The organism is Candidatus Delongbacteria bacterium, assembly GCA_020634015.1.
Lineage (GTDB): Bacteria > CAIWAD01 > CAIWAD01 > CAIWAD01 > CAIWAD01 > JACKCN01.
The window spans coordinates 331,537-346,011 of record JACKCN010000004.1; the positions used below are offsets into that span (position 1 = coordinate 331,537).

At 65.0% G+C, this 14,475-nt stretch carries 13 protein-coding genes; 3 read left to right on the forward strand and 10 right to left on the reverse strand.

Features of this window, described 5'->3' with window-relative positions; all coding sequences use genetic code 11:
* The first annotated feature begins 322 nt into the window (after nucleotides 1-322).
* The 3 genes from H6678_09985 to H6678_09995 all read left to right on the forward strand — a co-directional run bounded on the left by H6678_09985 (nucleotide 323) and on the right by H6678_09995 (nucleotide 4,534).
* Nucleotides 323-1,867: an acyl-CoA carboxylase subunit beta gene (locus tag H6678_09985; GenBank protein MCB9474129.1), complete on the forward strand. Its 1,545-nt coding sequence runs from the start codon at nucleotides 323-325 to the stop codon at nucleotides 1,865-1,867.
* 25 nt (nucleotides 1,868-1,892) lie between these two features.
* The gene (locus tag H6678_09990; protein MCB9474130.1) at nucleotides 1,893-2,909 is read left to right on the forward strand and encodes an NAD-binding protein; all 1,017 of its coding nucleotides are present in this window, start codon (nucleotides 1,893-1,895) and stop codon (nucleotides 2,907-2,909) included.
* A 197-nt stretch (nucleotides 2,910-3,106) separates the two neighbouring features.
* Nucleotides 3,107-4,534, forward strand: a complete 1,428-nt coding sequence (locus H6678_09995; protein ID MCB9474131.1) for an FAD-dependent oxidoreductase — start codon at nucleotides 3,107-3,109, stop codon at nucleotides 4,532-4,534.
* Between the two features lie 209 nt (nucleotides 4,535-4,743).
* Here H6678_09995 and H6678_10000 read toward each other — a convergent pair whose 3' ends face one another.
* The 10 genes from H6678_10000 to H6678_10045 all read right to left on the reverse strand — a co-directional run bounded on the left by H6678_10000 (nucleotide 4,744) and on the right by H6678_10045 (nucleotide 14,167).
* Nucleotides 4,744-5,676, reverse strand: a complete 933-nt coding sequence (locus H6678_10000) for a hypothetical protein (protein MCB9474132.1) — start codon at nucleotides 5,674-5,676, stop codon at nucleotides 4,744-4,746.
* Nucleotides 5,677-5,751: 75 nt separating this feature from the next.
* Nucleotides 5,752-6,723 (reverse strand): TIGR01777 family protein, encoded by a 972-nt coding sequence (locus H6678_10005; protein MCB9474133.1) that lies wholly within the window; start codon nucleotides 6,721-6,723, stop codon nucleotides 5,752-5,754.
* An 84-nt stretch (nucleotides 6,724-6,807) separates the two neighbouring features.
* On the reverse strand, nucleotides 6,808-7,293 hold the full coding sequence (locus H6678_10010; GenBank protein MCB9474134.1) for a DNA starvation/stationary phase protection protein: 486 nt from the start codon (nucleotides 7,291-7,293) through the stop codon (nucleotides 6,808-6,810).
* The gene (locus H6678_10015; protein ID MCB9474135.1) at nucleotides 7,294-8,430 is read right to left on the reverse strand and encodes a sodium ion-translocating decarboxylase subunit beta; all 1,137 of its coding nucleotides are present in this window, start codon (nucleotides 8,428-8,430) and stop codon (nucleotides 7,294-7,296) included.
* Nucleotides 8,427-8,870: a biotin attachment protein gene (locus H6678_10020; protein MCB9474136.1), complete on the reverse strand. Its 444-nt coding sequence runs from the start codon at nucleotides 8,868-8,870 to the stop codon at nucleotides 8,427-8,429. Before H6678_10020 ends, H6678_10015 begins: the two co-directional genes overlap by 4 nt.
* A gap of 29 nt (nucleotides 8,871-8,899) precedes the next feature.
* Nucleotides 8,900-9,346, reverse strand: coding sequence for an OadG family protein (locus H6678_10025; GenBank protein MCB9474137.1), 447 nt, complete (start codon nucleotides 9,344-9,346; stop codon nucleotides 8,900-8,902).
* Nucleotides 9,347-9,354: 8 nt separating this feature from the next.
* The gene (locus H6678_10030; protein ID MCB9474138.1) at nucleotides 9,355-10,914 is read right to left on the reverse strand and encodes an acyl-CoA carboxylase subunit beta; all 1,560 of its coding nucleotides are present in this window, start codon (nucleotides 10,912-10,914) and stop codon (nucleotides 9,355-9,357) included.
* 149 nt (nucleotides 10,915-11,063) lie between these two features.
* Entirely contained in the window at nucleotides 11,064-12,005 is a 942-nt protein-coding gene (locus H6678_10035; GenBank protein ID MCB9474139.1) for a hypothetical protein, read from the reverse strand.
* Nucleotides 12,006-12,022: 17 nt separating this feature from the next.
* On the reverse strand, nucleotides 12,023-13,063 hold the full coding sequence (locus tag H6678_10040; GenBank protein MCB9474140.1) for a DHH family phosphoesterase: 1,041 nt from the start codon (nucleotides 13,061-13,063) through the stop codon (nucleotides 12,023-12,025).
* 150 nt (nucleotides 13,064-13,213) lie between these two features.
* Nucleotides 13,214-14,167: a hypothetical protein gene (locus H6678_10045; GenBank protein ID MCB9474141.1), complete on the reverse strand. Its 954-nt coding sequence runs from the start codon at nucleotides 14,165-14,167 to the stop codon at nucleotides 13,214-13,216.
* Nucleotides 14,168-14,475 lie beyond the last annotated feature (308 nt).

A 14,475-nucleotide genomic window follows, 5' to 3' on the forward strand; every position in this document is an offset into this window, starting at 1 on the left:
GCATCCTCGGGTGGCTCCGCGGCTGGCGTCATGCCAGCATCCTCGGGTGGCGCCGCGGGTGGTCACGGGCCAGCCGCCGGGCAAGCCCACCGAGCTTGCCCACTGGCCAAGGGTGCGGTAAATTGCCGCCCGCCCGGATTCAGGTGAGCACGCAGTCATTCCGCGATCGGATCCACTGTCGATCCCTGTCCTTCCCTGCGCGACAAGCCCCACAGCCGCCCCTTCCCGATTCCCGCAAGACCGGACTCCGGGACAGGCGGGGCTCACCTGACGCTGCGCGGAATGCCCGCGGCGCTGACCGGACCCATCCATTGGAGGAACCATGCCCGACCAGAGGAAGACCCTGCTGGAACTGATCGATGAAGCCCAGGAGCTGGGTGGCGAAGCCCGCGTGAAGCGTCAGCATGAGCAGAAGAAGCTGACCGCCCGGGAACGTCTGGACCTGTTGCTGGATGCGGGAAGTTTCGAAGAGCACGACATGCTGGTGCGCCACCAGTCCACCCAGTTCGGACTGGCCGACAACCGACCACTGGGCGATGGCGTGATCACCGGCTTCGGCAAGATCGACGGTCGGCCGGTGGCGGTCTTCTCCCAGGACTTCACCAGTTACGGGGGCAGTCTTTCCGAAGCGCACGGGCGCAAGATCTGCAAGATCATGGACACGGCGGTCAAGGCCGGCATTCCCGTGATCGGTCTCAACGATAGCGGGGGTGCCCGCGTGCAGGAGGGCGTCAGCAGCCTGGGTGCCTACGCCGACATTTTCCTGCGCAATACCCTGGCCAGCGGAGTGGTGCCGCAGCTGAGCGCGATCCTCGGCCCCTGCGCGGGCGGAGCGGTGTACAGCCCGGCGATCACTGACTTCACCGTGATGACCGAAGGCTCCAGCTACATGTTCGTGACGGGGCCCAAGGTGGTGAAGACCGTGACCCACGAGGACGTCAGCTCCGAGGACCTGGGTGGCGCGCGTACGCATGCGCGGAAGTCCGGAGTGGCGCACTTCGCCGCTGCCGACGAAGGCCGGGCCATCGATCTGCTGCGCCGACTGCTGTCCTACATGCCGCTCAACAATCTTGAGAAGCCCCCCCTGCGTCCCTGCGACGACCCGGTGGACCGGGCCGAGGAACGCCTGGTGAGCGTGATCCCGGACAACCCCAACAAGCCCTATGACATCCGCGACGTGATCCTGGATGTGATGGACCGTGATTCCTTCCTCGAGATCCAGGAAGAGTACGCCGCCAACATCGTGATCGGATTCGCCCGCATCGGTGGTCGCAGCATCGGTGTGGTGGCCAACCAGCCCGCCGTGCTGGCGGGTGTGCTGGACATCGAGGCCAGCCGCAAGGCGGGGCGTTTCGTGCGCTTCTGCGATGCCTTCAACATTCCCATCGTGACCTTCGTGGACGTGCCCGGCTTCCTGCCCGGGACAGACCAGGAATGGCGCGGAATCATCAGCAACGGGGCCAAGCTGCTCTACGCCTATTGCGAAGCCACCGTGCCCAAGATCACCGTGATCACCCGCAAGGCTTATGGCGGCGCCTACGACGTGATGAGTTCCAAGCACATCCGCGGCGACGTCAACCTGGCCTGGCCCAGCGCCGAGATCGCCGTGATGGGCGCCAAGGGCGCGGTGGAAATCATCTTCAGCCGTGAAATCCAGAAGGCCGAGGATCCCGCCGCCCTGCTGGACCAGCGGATCTCCGAGTACACCGAACACTTCGCCACTCCCTGGCAGGCCGCCGAGCGTGGTTACGTGGACGCGGTGATTCTGCCCGAGCAGACCCGGTTGCGCATCCATCGTGCGCTGGAGCTGCTGCAGAACAAGGCGGACAGCAACCCGGCCCGCAAGCACGGCAACATTCCGCTCTGAGCGCTTCCGGGAAAGGCCCACTCCCATGAATTCGCGCACGCGCAACGTGTCCCTCCTGATCCTGGCGGCGCTGTTTCTGCTGGCCGTGGGCACCACAGGCTATCACCTGCTGGAGGGCTGGGCGCTGGACGAAGCCTTCTACATGACCGTGATCACCATGAGCACGGTGGGCTTCAGCGAAGTACATCCCCTCTCGGCCACCGGACGCATGCTCACGGTGGGCCTGATCTTCTCGGGCATCGGCGTCATCGGCATCGCGGCCACCAGTCTCACGGCCATGCTGGTCTCAGGGGAGATCCGCCAGCTGCTGCGTGATCGCCGCATGGAAAGAAAGATCCAGCGCATGAACGGACACACCATTCTCTGCGGTTACGGCCGCATCGGGCGCGAGATCGCCCGCGAATTCCTGCGTGGCCACCATCCCCTGGTGGTGGTGGACTCCAGCAGGGCCAGCCTGGCCGATGCCCGCGAAGCCGGGCACATGGTCATCGAAGGGGACGCCACCGAGGAGGAAGTCCTGCTGCGCGCCAACGTCGCGCACGCCAAGGGACTGGTGGCGGCGCTCCCGCGCGACAGCGACAATGTCTACATCACGTTGACCGCGCGCGAGTACAATCGCGAGCTGCACATTGCCGCGCGCTCGCTGGATCCGGGCAGCGAACACCGCCTGCTCAAGGCCGGTGCCAACCGCGTGGTCAACCCCTATGTGATCGGCGGCAAGCGCCTGGCCGCCGTGATGCTGCATCCCGAGATCATGGACTTTCTGGACCTGTCCATGCAACAGGACCCCGAAGGGTTCAGTCTGCGCCATCTCACGGTGGGCAGCGGCTCGAAGCTCAAGGACCGCACCCTGGCCGAGCTGGATCTGCGCCGCATCGGCCGGGGCGTGATGGTGCTGGGCATCTCGCGCCCCACGGGCGCGGAACGCAGCATGGTGATCCCCACCGCCGACACGGCCCTCGCCCAGAACGACACCCTGATCCTGCTGGGCAACCAGAGCATGTACCAGGCGCTGGAGGCCGAAGGCATCGTCAGTCGCTGAACCCCGGCCGTCACACGACAAGATTCTTTGCCCCACCGAACTTGGCTCCGCGTCCGGAACGGCCTCCACCCTCGTGAGCCGTTTCTATTGATGGACATCCATGAACAATTGTTGTACACTCCCGTCTGTTCGTTCGTCCCGCACCGTCCGTGCCCGCCAGGCGCGGAACGCCCCCCCCGGTCGGAAAGGACTCGCCCATGGCCCGCATCGTCATCGTCGGCGCTGGCTTCGCCGGACAGACGGCTGCCCTCTACCTTGGACACCGCCTCGCCCGTGACCATCAGGTCACCATGATCAACGCCAGCGACCAGTTCTACTTCATCCCCTCCTTCGTCTGGGTCGGTACCGGCCGCATGGCCCCGCACCGCACCCACTTTCCGCTCGCCGGCGTCTACAAACGCTTCGGCATCCGGCTGGAAGTGGGCCGCGCGGTCGAAGTCAATCCCGTCTCCGGCTGGGTCCGGGTGGAGCGCCATGATGCGCCCGATCTGCGTGTGGAGTACGATCAACTGCTGCTGGCCACCGGCCCACGGCTGAACTTCGATGCCACCCCCGGGCTGGGGCCCGGGCGTCACAGCCAGTCGATCTGCACCCTGAGCCATGCCGTCGAGGCCAGCCACGCCTACCTGGAAGAAGTGGCGCGTCTGGAGCGCGGCGAGCGCCGGCGCTTCCTGATCGGCACCGGTCACCCGGGAGCCACCTGCCAGGGCGCGGCTTTCGAATACATCTGCAACATCCACCGCGACCTGGTGGCCCGCAGGCTGCGCGACCGGGTGGATCTGCGCTGGCTGAGCAACGAGGCCAAACTGGGCGACTTCGGTATCCAGGGTCTCGAGATGGTCAAGGGTGGCACACGCCTGAGCAGCGAAGAGTTCATTGGCGCGGCCTTTCGCGACATGGGCGTGTCATGGCAGGTGCGCACGGGCGTCACCGGGCTGGACGCAGGAGTCGCCCACTGGCGCGACTACGAGGATCACGAAGGCGAGACGCCCTTCGATTTCGCGATGCTGATCCCCCAGTTCACCGGGGTTCCGCTGAAGGTCAGCGGGGATGCGGGTGAAGATCTCTCCTCGACCCTGCTCAATCCGGCGGGCTTCGTGCTGGTCGACGGCATCTACGGCCTGCCCTGGAGCGAACTCGCGCAGCGCCCCGAGGCCTGGCCCGCCCAGTACCAGAACCCCACCTGGCGCAACATCCACGCCGCGGGCATCGCCTTTGCGCCTCCGGGTCCGATCTCACGCCCGCATGTCACACCGGGCGGCTTCAGCATCACGGCCGCGCCTCCGCGCACGGGCATGGTCTCGGGCATCATCGGCCGGCTGGTGGCGCTGAACATCGCCGACAAGCTGCAGACCGGACACAGCCCGCACAGCGAGCGGATGAGCGAGATGGCCGCGGCCTGCATCGCCAGCATGGGCGACAGCCTCTGGGACGGCTCGGCCGCCACCATCCTGATCCACCCGGTGGTGCCCGATCACCGCAAGTTCCCCGACAGCGGCGGGCGCGACCCCTTCGTGACTCACATGGAAATGGGGCTGGCCGGCGCCTGGATGAAACGCCTGATCCACAGCACATTCATGCACAAGCTGCAGGGCCGGCCCGGCTGGCGCCTGATACCCGAATAGAAAGGCCCCACGATGGAGATCACACCGAAGGACAAGGCGCGCATGCGCAATCCCTTCTACCAGCTCTGGCGCTTCGTGGTGCTGAACCTGAAGATCCTCAAGGCCGTGGACCAGCAGAAGCGCAGCTGAGACCGGGACCCCGAGACGAAAATCCCGCGATACCCCATCAGGGCGTCGCGGGATTCCTGTTCCAGGCCGTGTGACAATGGCTAGGGCTTGATGCCCAGGGTCAGCATCCAGGTGCGGTCCTTGTGGTCGTTGAAGGTGCGCACGTACTCGGTCTGGACCACCATCTGGAAGTCGTAGGTGCGCAGCAGCAGCAGGCCGCCGCGCAGGGCCACCTGAAAGCCATCGTCGTACTCGAAGTTGCTCGAGAAGAGCTGGGTATCGGAGTTCAGCTTGCGGTGGCGTGCCCAGTGGAAGCCGGCGGCGGCGCCCACGAAGGGGCAGATGTCGGCGGGGCGGATCAGCCAGTCGGAGTACAGCAGGGCGGCCGGGCCCTCGCGCCAGGAAGCCATGAAGCCCGCGGTGAAATTGCGTTCCTCGATGCCCTGGGAAAAGGCACCGGTGAAGCGGCGCGTGTGACCGTCGTAACTGTCGCCAATGGGCCAGAGATAGCCCACCTGCCAGGTGGAGGTGCTGCGCGCATTGCGCGTGCGCGTGTTCAGACCTTCGTTCTGCATCACCTCGCCGACCCGCGCCAGATCCTGCAGGGGCTTGCGCCGTGCAATGGACTCGGCGGCACGACGCATGGCCATGTCCAGGTCCTCGATGGCGGAAAGCGGCATGGAATCGGCCATCAGGTTCTGCTCGCTCTGCACGTCGATCAGGCGCAGCTGCAGAATCAGTTTCTCGCCCAGCCGGTCGACCCCCACCAGCACCAGCTGCTCCATGTTCTGGGTGCGGGCCTCGTCCACCAGTTCGATCAGCGGGCATTCCAGCATCCAGGAATCGGTGCGCAGGTTGCTGACCAGATCCTTGGGACGTTGTTTCTGCAGTTCGTTGATCAGCAGGCTGCGCGACACACGCGCCTCGTCCTCACTGAGTGCGGCACCACTGAGCGGCGCCACGCCGATGCGCGCCGCCTGGAGCAGCAGCGGGAACAGGATGAACAGGAACGACACTCGCAGCAAGGAAAACATGTAAGGGCCTCTCTGACTGGATGCACGACCGCCCAAAGTGGCACGATCAGGGCAGGGTCACAATCACTTTGTCGATCAATGTTCGCCAGTCCGGACCCGCGCGCGTTGACACAGGTCACACGCGGCCGTCTGCCAGTCGGGAAAACTGAAGCGGAATCCACTGTCCAGCAGGCGACCGGGGATCACGCGCCGACTCTTGAGCACCAGCTTGCTTTCGGTGCGCAGCAGCAGCGAACCCAGTTCGATCAGCAAGGCCGGTGCGGGCAGGCCGATGGGCATGCCCCAGGCACGGCGCAGTATGCGCATGAATTCCGCATTCGGGAGGGGCTCGGGGGCCGCCAGATTCACGGGCCCTTCCAGCTCCGGGTGTTCGATGATGAAGCGCAAGGCATTCACGAAATCCCGGTCGTGAATCCACGACACATACTGCCGCCCAGTGCCCGCCGTGCCTCCCAGTCCCAGACGCACCAGGCGCAGCAGCACCGCGAAGACTCCTCCCGGATCGGGGCTGAGCAGCAGCGAGATCCGCAGCGCCACCCGCCGGGTGTGCGGTGTGTCCGCATCGTTCTGCGCCCCTTCCCAGGCCTTGACCACCTCGACCATGGCACGCCACTTGGCGGGCAGGTCGGCTTCGCTGCCGCCGATGAGGCCGCTGGTTTCATCCTGGGCCTTCTCGGTGTGATGCGTGTACAGGGTGGCCGCGCTGGCCTGCAGCCAGAGCGCGGGCGGGTGGCTGCAGGCGGCGATCGCCTGACCCACCACGCGTGTGCTGTTTACCCGGGACTCCAGGATCAGGCGCTGGTTGGCCGGTGTATGACGGCAGTCCACACTGCGGCCGGCCAGGTTGATCACCACGTCGGCGCCGTCCAGCTCCTCGGCCCAGTCCCCGAGGGTGCGGGCATCCCAGGCGACCTGGCGGATACCGGAGGTCAAGGGCTCGGTCCGTGCCTCGCGACCGAGCACGACAACCGAGTGCCCATCCTGGCGGAAGGCTCTGGCCAGCAGAGCGCCCGCCTGTCCGCTGCCGCCGGGCAAGATGATCTTCATCGACTCCTCCCTGGATTCCCCAAAAAAAGACCCCGTCCGCTTCCTGAAGAAAGCGAACGGGGTCGGAAACCGTGCGGTTGCGCGCTACTCAAGATGGCTGCGCAGCATCCAGGCGTTCTTTTCATGGATCTGCAGGCGCTGGGTCGCCAGATCGGCGCTGGCCTGATCTCCGATCTTCTCGGCGGCCACGATCACCGCGCGTGCCGCATCGGCCAGCAGGCCCTGATCGGCCACCAGTGTGCGGATCATCTGGGTCGCTTCGGTGCGGCCCGTGGTTTCCTTGACCCTGCTGAGGGTCGAGAACTCGCTCCAGCTGCCCGGGGCGAAGGCATCCAGTGAACGGATGCGTTCGGCGATGGCATCCACGGCCAGAGCCAGATCCGTGTACTGCAGCTCGAAGAGCGTATGCAGGGTGGTGAACATGGGACCGGTCACGTTCCAGTGGAAATTGTGGGTCTTGAGATACAGGGTGTAGCTGCTGGCCAGCAGCCCGGACAGGGCGCCCACAACCTCTTCATGCGTGTGTTCCATCGGGAATCTCCTTTGGTTCCGGGGGCGGGTCTCCCCCATTTACATCATGTAGGCCATCAGGATGCCTGCGGCCACCGCACTGCCGATCACGCCCGAGACATTGGGCGCCATCGCGTGCATCAGCAGGTGGTTGCTGGGATCTTCCTTGATGCCCATCATCTGGACCACCCGCGCACTGTCGGGTACCGCGCTCACACCGGCGGCCCCGATCATGGGATTGATCTTCTCTCCTTCCTTGAGGAAGAGGTTCATGCCCTTGGCAAACAGCACGCCTCCCGCGGTGGCCACCATGAAGGAGGCGGCACCCAGCACGAAGATCATGATCGATTGGGGAGTCAGAAAGGTGGTGGCCTGGGTCGAGGCCCCCACCGTGACCCCCAGCAGCATGGTCACGATGTCGATCATGGCGTTCTTGGCGGTGTTGCCCAGGCGGTTGGTGACTCCGCTTTCCTTGAGCAGGTTCCCGAAGAACAGCATGCCCACCAGCGGCAGGGCCCCCGGAGAGACGAAACCCGTCAGCAGGATGCCCGCGATGGGAAAGAGCATCTTCTCGAGCTGGCTCACGCTGCGCGAGGGCTTCATCCGGATCAGGCGTTCCTTGCGCGTGGTCAGCAATTTGATCACGGGGGGCTGGATCACGGGCACCAGCGCCATGTAGCTGTAGGCCGCGATCGCGATCGCTCCGATCAGCTCGGGCGCCAGCCGTGACGAAAGGAAGATGGCGGTGGGACCATCGGCTCCGCCGATGATGCCGATCGACGCGGACTGCGCCGGGCTGAAGCCCAGCACGATGGCCGCGGCAAAGGTCAGAAAGATGCCCAGCTGGGCCGCGGCGCCCAGCAGCATCAGCTTGGGATTGCTGAGCAAGGCCGAGAAGTCGGTCATCGCCCCGATGCCCAGGAAGATCAGCGGGGGAAAGACGCCCTTGAGCACGCCCATGTAGAGGTAGCGCAGCACGCTGCCGTCTTCGTATATCCCGATCTGCAGCCCCACGTTCTCGAGGAAGGGAATGTTGCCGATCAGGATGCCGAAGCCGATCGGCACCAGCAGCAGCGGTTCATAGTCCTTCTTGATGGCGAGATACAGGAAGGTCAGCCCCACCAGAATCATCACCACATGACCCGGGGTCAGGTTGGCGAAGCCGGTGAAGCGCCAGAAGGTGTCCAGGCCGTTCATGCGCTCTCTCCGATCTCGGCCAGCGAGGCGCCCTCGAGCACGCTCTCGCCCTGGGCGACCAGCAGACTGCGTACCACGCCGGCCCGGTCGCTGCGGATCTCGTTCTCCATCTTCATGGCTTCCATGATCATCAGCACGGCGCCGCGGGCCACCGTATCACCCACCTTGACCTTCAGCTCGAGGATCGTGCCGGGCAGTGGCGACTTGACCAGACCCACACCCTTGGGCGCGCTGGGACTGGACGTGCGCTGGTGGTGGCTCGAGCTGTCGGGCACCGCCTGTTCGCGCACCAGGCGCGGGGTCTTTTCCTTCAGTTTCTCATCGTGGATCTCGACGGCGTATTCGCTGCCGTTGACCAGCACCAGCGCCTGATTGTCCTCGATGGACTGGATCTGCACCTGGTAGCGATTGCCGTGGATGGTGAAATCGAATTTCTTCATGCGTGGATCATCCTCGCTGGGGGTTCACTTCATGCCTCGTCGGATCCATTGCCGTTCCGCCTCAGGGGCAGACGGGAAGGACGCTGGGGGCGTTGGCCGAAACCACGGATGCCGTAGATCTTCGAGCTCCATGGGGAATAGGTGGACTGACGCCGTTCGATGGTCAGCACCGTGTTCTCGCGGTCGTGCAGGGCGGAAAAATGCAGGTGCAGGGCAAGGGCGATCGCGGCGTTGACTTCACCCGACAGATCTTCCTCGACCTGGGCGGCACCCTGCTGGACCCGGTTGACCCGGCTCTTGAGGGCTTTCTGGAACAGGGTGAAGATCACGGCCAGGCTGAGCAGCACCAGAAAACAGACCCCGTAGCCGATCAGGCACAGTTCGATGTGTGACAGCTCCAGATTCGAAAAGCTGATCTGCAGGTCGCCCAGTCCATTGGGGGCCGCGGATGCCGCCGCGGCGGTTGGCTGCAGCATGGGACCTCCTAGAGGGGAATGTTGCCGTGTTTCTTGGGCGGGTTGTTGTCCTTCTTGGTGGCCAGCATGCGCAGGGCCCGGATGATCCGGAAACGCGTGTTGCGCGGCTCGATCACGTCGTCGATGAAGCCGTGCTTCGCCGCGATGTAGGGGTTGGCGAAGAGGTCCTTGTACTCCTGCTCCTTGCCCTGCATGAATTCCTTGCGGGCCGACTCGTCAGCAATCCCGCTGGCTTCGCGGGCATAGAGCACTTCCACCGCACCCTTGGGACCCATCACGGCGATCTCGGCCGCGGGCCAGGCGTAGTTGATGTCGCCGCGCAGGTGCTTGGAACTCATCACATCGTAGGCACCGCCGTAAGCCTTGCGCAGGATCACGGTGACCTTGGGCACGGTGGCTTCGCCGTAGGCGAACAGCAGTTTGGCTCCGTGCACGATGATCCCGCCATACTCCTGGGCCGTGCCGGGCAGGAAGCCGGGCACATCCACGAGGGTCAGCAGCGGAATGTTGAAGGCGTCGCAGAAGCGCACGAAACGGGCCGCCTTGCGCGAGCTGTTGATGTCCAGCACACCGGCCAGATAGTTGGGCTGGTTGGCCACGATGCCCACGGGCATGCCGTTGAACTTGGCGAAGCCGGTGACGATGTTCATCGCGAAGTAGCGATGCACTTCCAGGAATTCGTGATCGTCGGCGATGGCCAGGATCACATCCTTGACATCGTAGGGCTTGTTGGGATTGTCGGGAATGATCGTGTTCAGCGAGTCTTCCAGCCGGTCGATCGGGTCGTGACACTCGTGCAGGGGCGGGTCTTCCAGGTTGTTCTGGGGCATGTAGCTCAGCAGCTTGCGAATCAGCTGCAGGCCTTCCTGCTCGCTGTCGACGATCATGTGGGTCACCCCACTGCGTGACGCATGCACCTGGGCTCCACCCAGGTCTTCTTCGTTGACATCCTCGCCGGTCACGGTCTTGACCACCTTGGGACCGGTCACGAACATGTAGCTGGTGCCCTTGCTCATGATGGTGAAGTCGGTCAGCGCCGGGCTGTACACGGCACCGCCCGCGCAGGGGCCGAAGATCGCGCTGATCTGGGGCACCGTGCCGCTGGCCATGATGTTGCGCTGGAAGATCTCGGCATATCCGCCCAGACTCATCACGCCTTCCTGGATGCGCGCGCCGCCGCTGTCGTTGAGGCCGATGATCGGACAGCCGATCTTCATCGCCTTGTCCATGACCTTGCAGATCTTGTTGGCGAAGGTCTCGGACAGGCTGCCGCCGAAGACCGTGAAGTCCATGGCGTACACGCAGACCAGGCGCCCGTCGATGGTACCGTAGCCACAGACGACCCCGTCGGCCAGGTAACTCTGCTTTTCCATGCCGAAGTCCGTGCAGCGATGGGTCACGAACATGTCGTGCTCCTCGAAACTGCCTTCGTCCAGCAGCATGTCAATCCGCTCGCGGGCGGTCAGCTTCCCCCGCGAATGTTGTTTGGCGATGCGCTCTTCTCCGCCTCCGAGGCGGGCTTGCTGGCGCTTCTCCATCAGTTCACGAATGCGTTCGTCGATGTTCATCTCCACTCCGGGATTGAATTTCGCCTTCGATCCATATGCGAAGAAACCGGCCAGGGGACCGGTTCCGAAGGCAGTGCAACATGTTCAGGGGAAGGCACCGACTTGTTGATGTTAATCAATTCACAAGTCGAAAGCGCTGCATTCTGCTGTCAGAATCGACAGGAAGCCGCCACAAGATGGCTGGTGTCCAGGTCCTCGTGGGGACGGAAGGCATAATCCACGGCAAAACGCCCCAGTCCCAGCCCGGCGCCCACGCTGAAGCGGCTCTCGGCATAGCCCGCCCGCAGGGCGAGACGGCCGGGGAACTCGATCTCGCCGCCGGCATCCAGCCAGATGGTCCGGAAATGTCCGCGGGAGTCGGAGGTGGCGCCGTCCAGATCGGTGTGGGCGCCCAGTTCGGTGCGCAAGATGGCCCCCGCGAAGGGCAGGGGCTGCAGCAGGGCGGCGCCCAGCGCCAGCTCGGGCCAGATCGTGTCGCTCTGGCCGTCGTCCCAGAGGATCATGGTGGCGGGCACGTCCTTGAGGCTGGCGCCCAGTTCCAGGCGAGGCAGCAGGCGGTAGCGCAGTCCCAGGTCCAGCCCAAGGCCCTGGGCACTGTGGGTGGCCAGGTCACGCCAGATCAGCTTGAGGGTGGCGCCCGCATCCAGTCGGTCGCTGACCGGCCGGGCCAGGGCAAGCGCCAGAATCCAGTCGGCGGTGTCCACCCGGTCACTCACGATGGGGCGGCCGCCTTCTTCCAGAGTGGCCGCACCGTCCAGCGCAGAACTGAGGGGAATGTCCGACACACTGCTGCGGCTGATGAAGGCCGCTCCACGCAGACCGTGCCAGGACCCACTGCAGCCGATGAAATCCTGACTCAGCAACCCGCCGAACAGTTCGCTGTGCTGCAGGGCCAGCCGGGACTGCTCTTCCTGCTGCAGCAGGGCCGGATTCCACCAGGCGGCCGCGGGTCCACGGGCCAGCAGCAGACCCCGGTTGCCCCGGCCGATTTCGGCCACCCCGATCTCGGGACGCAGATTGTCCGCCTCGTAGCGCGGAGCGGCGAGGCCCAGACTGGGCAGGAGCAACACGGTCAGCAGGGTTCGGCGCATGCAGGGTCCGTTCGGGTTCAGGCCAGTTCCATCAGTGGCATGCCATCGCGATTGTGGACGCCGATGGTCTCGAGGAATTCAGGAATCATTGTACGGCGAAAACGCAGCCGTGTTTCCGCCAGGGGAATCTCGCCCACGGGCAGCTGCCCACCGGCCATGTGGGCGTGTCCGCCGGCGCTGCCCGCGTCGCCCACCATCTTGCGTGCCAGACGACCCGCGTGCTGCTGGACGGTACCGTTGCGCAGCGAGAACATCACCTTGTCGCGGTTCCAGCCCCAGCAGAGCACCCAGTCGATGCCTTCGAGGCGCATGAAGGTATCGGCCACCTCGGCGATCGAATCGCTGTGGGAGGTTTCGCCCAGGTCCACCACCAGCGCCTTCTCGTAGCGCGTGGCTCCCTCGGCGGCCACCTTCATCATCCGGAAATAGTCGGCGGGCACGCGGCTGTGCACGATCTGGTGCAGCTGGTCCCAGTCGATCTTGGTATGCAGGCTCAGATAGGCCTTGCGATCGGCCTTGGCCGCACCCAGTCCCATGTCGCTGGTCTCGGTGCGGATCGCGTAATACAGGGCCGTGGCCAGGGAGCTGTCGGCCCTCAGATTGCGGGCTCCCAGGTACTCCCAGGCGATGGTTGCGGTGGCGCCGTAGTTCTCGCGGATGTCAGTGAACACGGGCTGGTGGGGCCATTCGGTGCCCAGGATGTGGTGATCCACGATCCCGTAGCGCGCCCGGGGTGGCAAGGTGCAGGAATTGTTGCCCGAGCCGGGCTGGCTGTCCAGAAAGAGGAAGAAGTCAAATGGGCTCAGGTCCAGGTAATGCAGCGAGTGGATCTTGAAATCGATGCTGTTCAGCAGGGCCCGGTTCTCGCTGCGCGAGATCTCGCCACCCGACGCGGTCTTGACATCACGGTCGATCGATTTGAGCAACAGGGTGAAAGCTGCTGCGCTGGCCACGCTGTCCGGATCGGGATTGTCGTGGGTCACCAGCAGAACCTTGCGGCAGCTGGCCAGACAATCCTTGAGTTCCAGCCAGCGCTGCAAGGTATCCCGGATGCTCATGGAGGCCCTCCGCCCTTGGCCCCCCTCTTCCATGTCAGTCGATTCCGGGGGGAAACGGGGCGCAATATAGGGTTAAAGGCCGGGTGCCAACCCTCCGGCCGATTCCGGGAGCAGTCCCCTTCGCGGTGAGTCCGACCGCGCCATGCGGAGTCAGGGTTTCTCCACGGTCTGCAACCGCACCAGCTTCCACTGACTGCGCCCACGGGAATCCTGGAAGACCTGCAATTCCACGCGCCAGGCGGCATGGCCAGCCAGATCCTGGAATCGGCGCAGCTCGCCCTGGCTGGGCGCCTTGAGGGGGCGGTTCTTCTCCAGCAGGGCAGGTGCCGACAAGCGCAGACTGGCGGCCAGTTCGCGGCTGTATCCTCCACCGGGCAAGGCCAGCAGCCGCTCGAGCACCACTTCCCGCTTGGCCTTGCTCCAGGCCCCCGAGCGTGCAGCGGCCACGAAACGGCAGAGGCTTCGGTAGGGCGTTTCCGCGTCTTCCGCCTTGCCCAGGCTCCAGCCCGCCCCGTGGCGCAGGATCGGGCGGGTCTGCTCGAGATGCCAGCTGCCCTCGGCTTCCACGAAGGGCGCGCTGGATTCGCCGCTGGCCTGAAGCAACTGCTTGCCTTCGGAATCGAGGCGCAGGCGGTCGGGCAGGTCCTCGGACAGAATCTCCCGGCCACCGCCGGGGCGCACCTCCACCAGCCGGTTGCGGGCCGGCGAGGTGTTGTCCTCTTCCCAGACCAATGCACGGGAGTCGCTGAAGTCCAGCAGGCGGACCTGCCTGCCTGAGGCCAGCAATTCCGCCCGTCCGGAGGTCTTGCCCGCTCCCAGCCAGCAGAACCAGAGCCGGTCTTCACGTTCGAGAGTCACCAGCCAGCCATCCGCGAGGGGCAGCGCCTGCCCCTGCATTCCGGGCACCAACGCCAGCCGGGCCCGGTCGGCCACGGCCTCGCCCAATAGCTCCCGCGAGGTCTGCTCCAGATCAGCCAGCAGCACGGGCCGCTCGAGACGACGCAGTTCCTGGTCAATGCCCGGCAGGGGTGTGCGCGCGCAGCCGACGAACAGCAGCAGGGCGGCCAGCAGGCGGAATAGGGTTCTCGGTGTTCGTGCGTTCATGGGCCTGTCTTCCTGTGCGGGTTCTTCCGGTGGCAGTATCGGTCGCTGGCACAAGTTCGCCATCCACCAGCTGGTCCGGGAGTTCTTTCCCTCCATGGGGAATTGCATGCTGCACTCAGGAGGCGGGGCTTTCAGCCGGGCCCGAAGGAGCGCGATGGTTTGCATCCGATGATGGTTCTGGGCGTGAACGGGGCGCCCTGCAATGGGCGCCATGCAATGGGCGCCATGCAGTGGGCGCCTTGCTGGCCGTCCTGTACCACAGGGCAATCGGTCAGGTGGGACCGTGGAGCGGCGATGATGGCACAGAA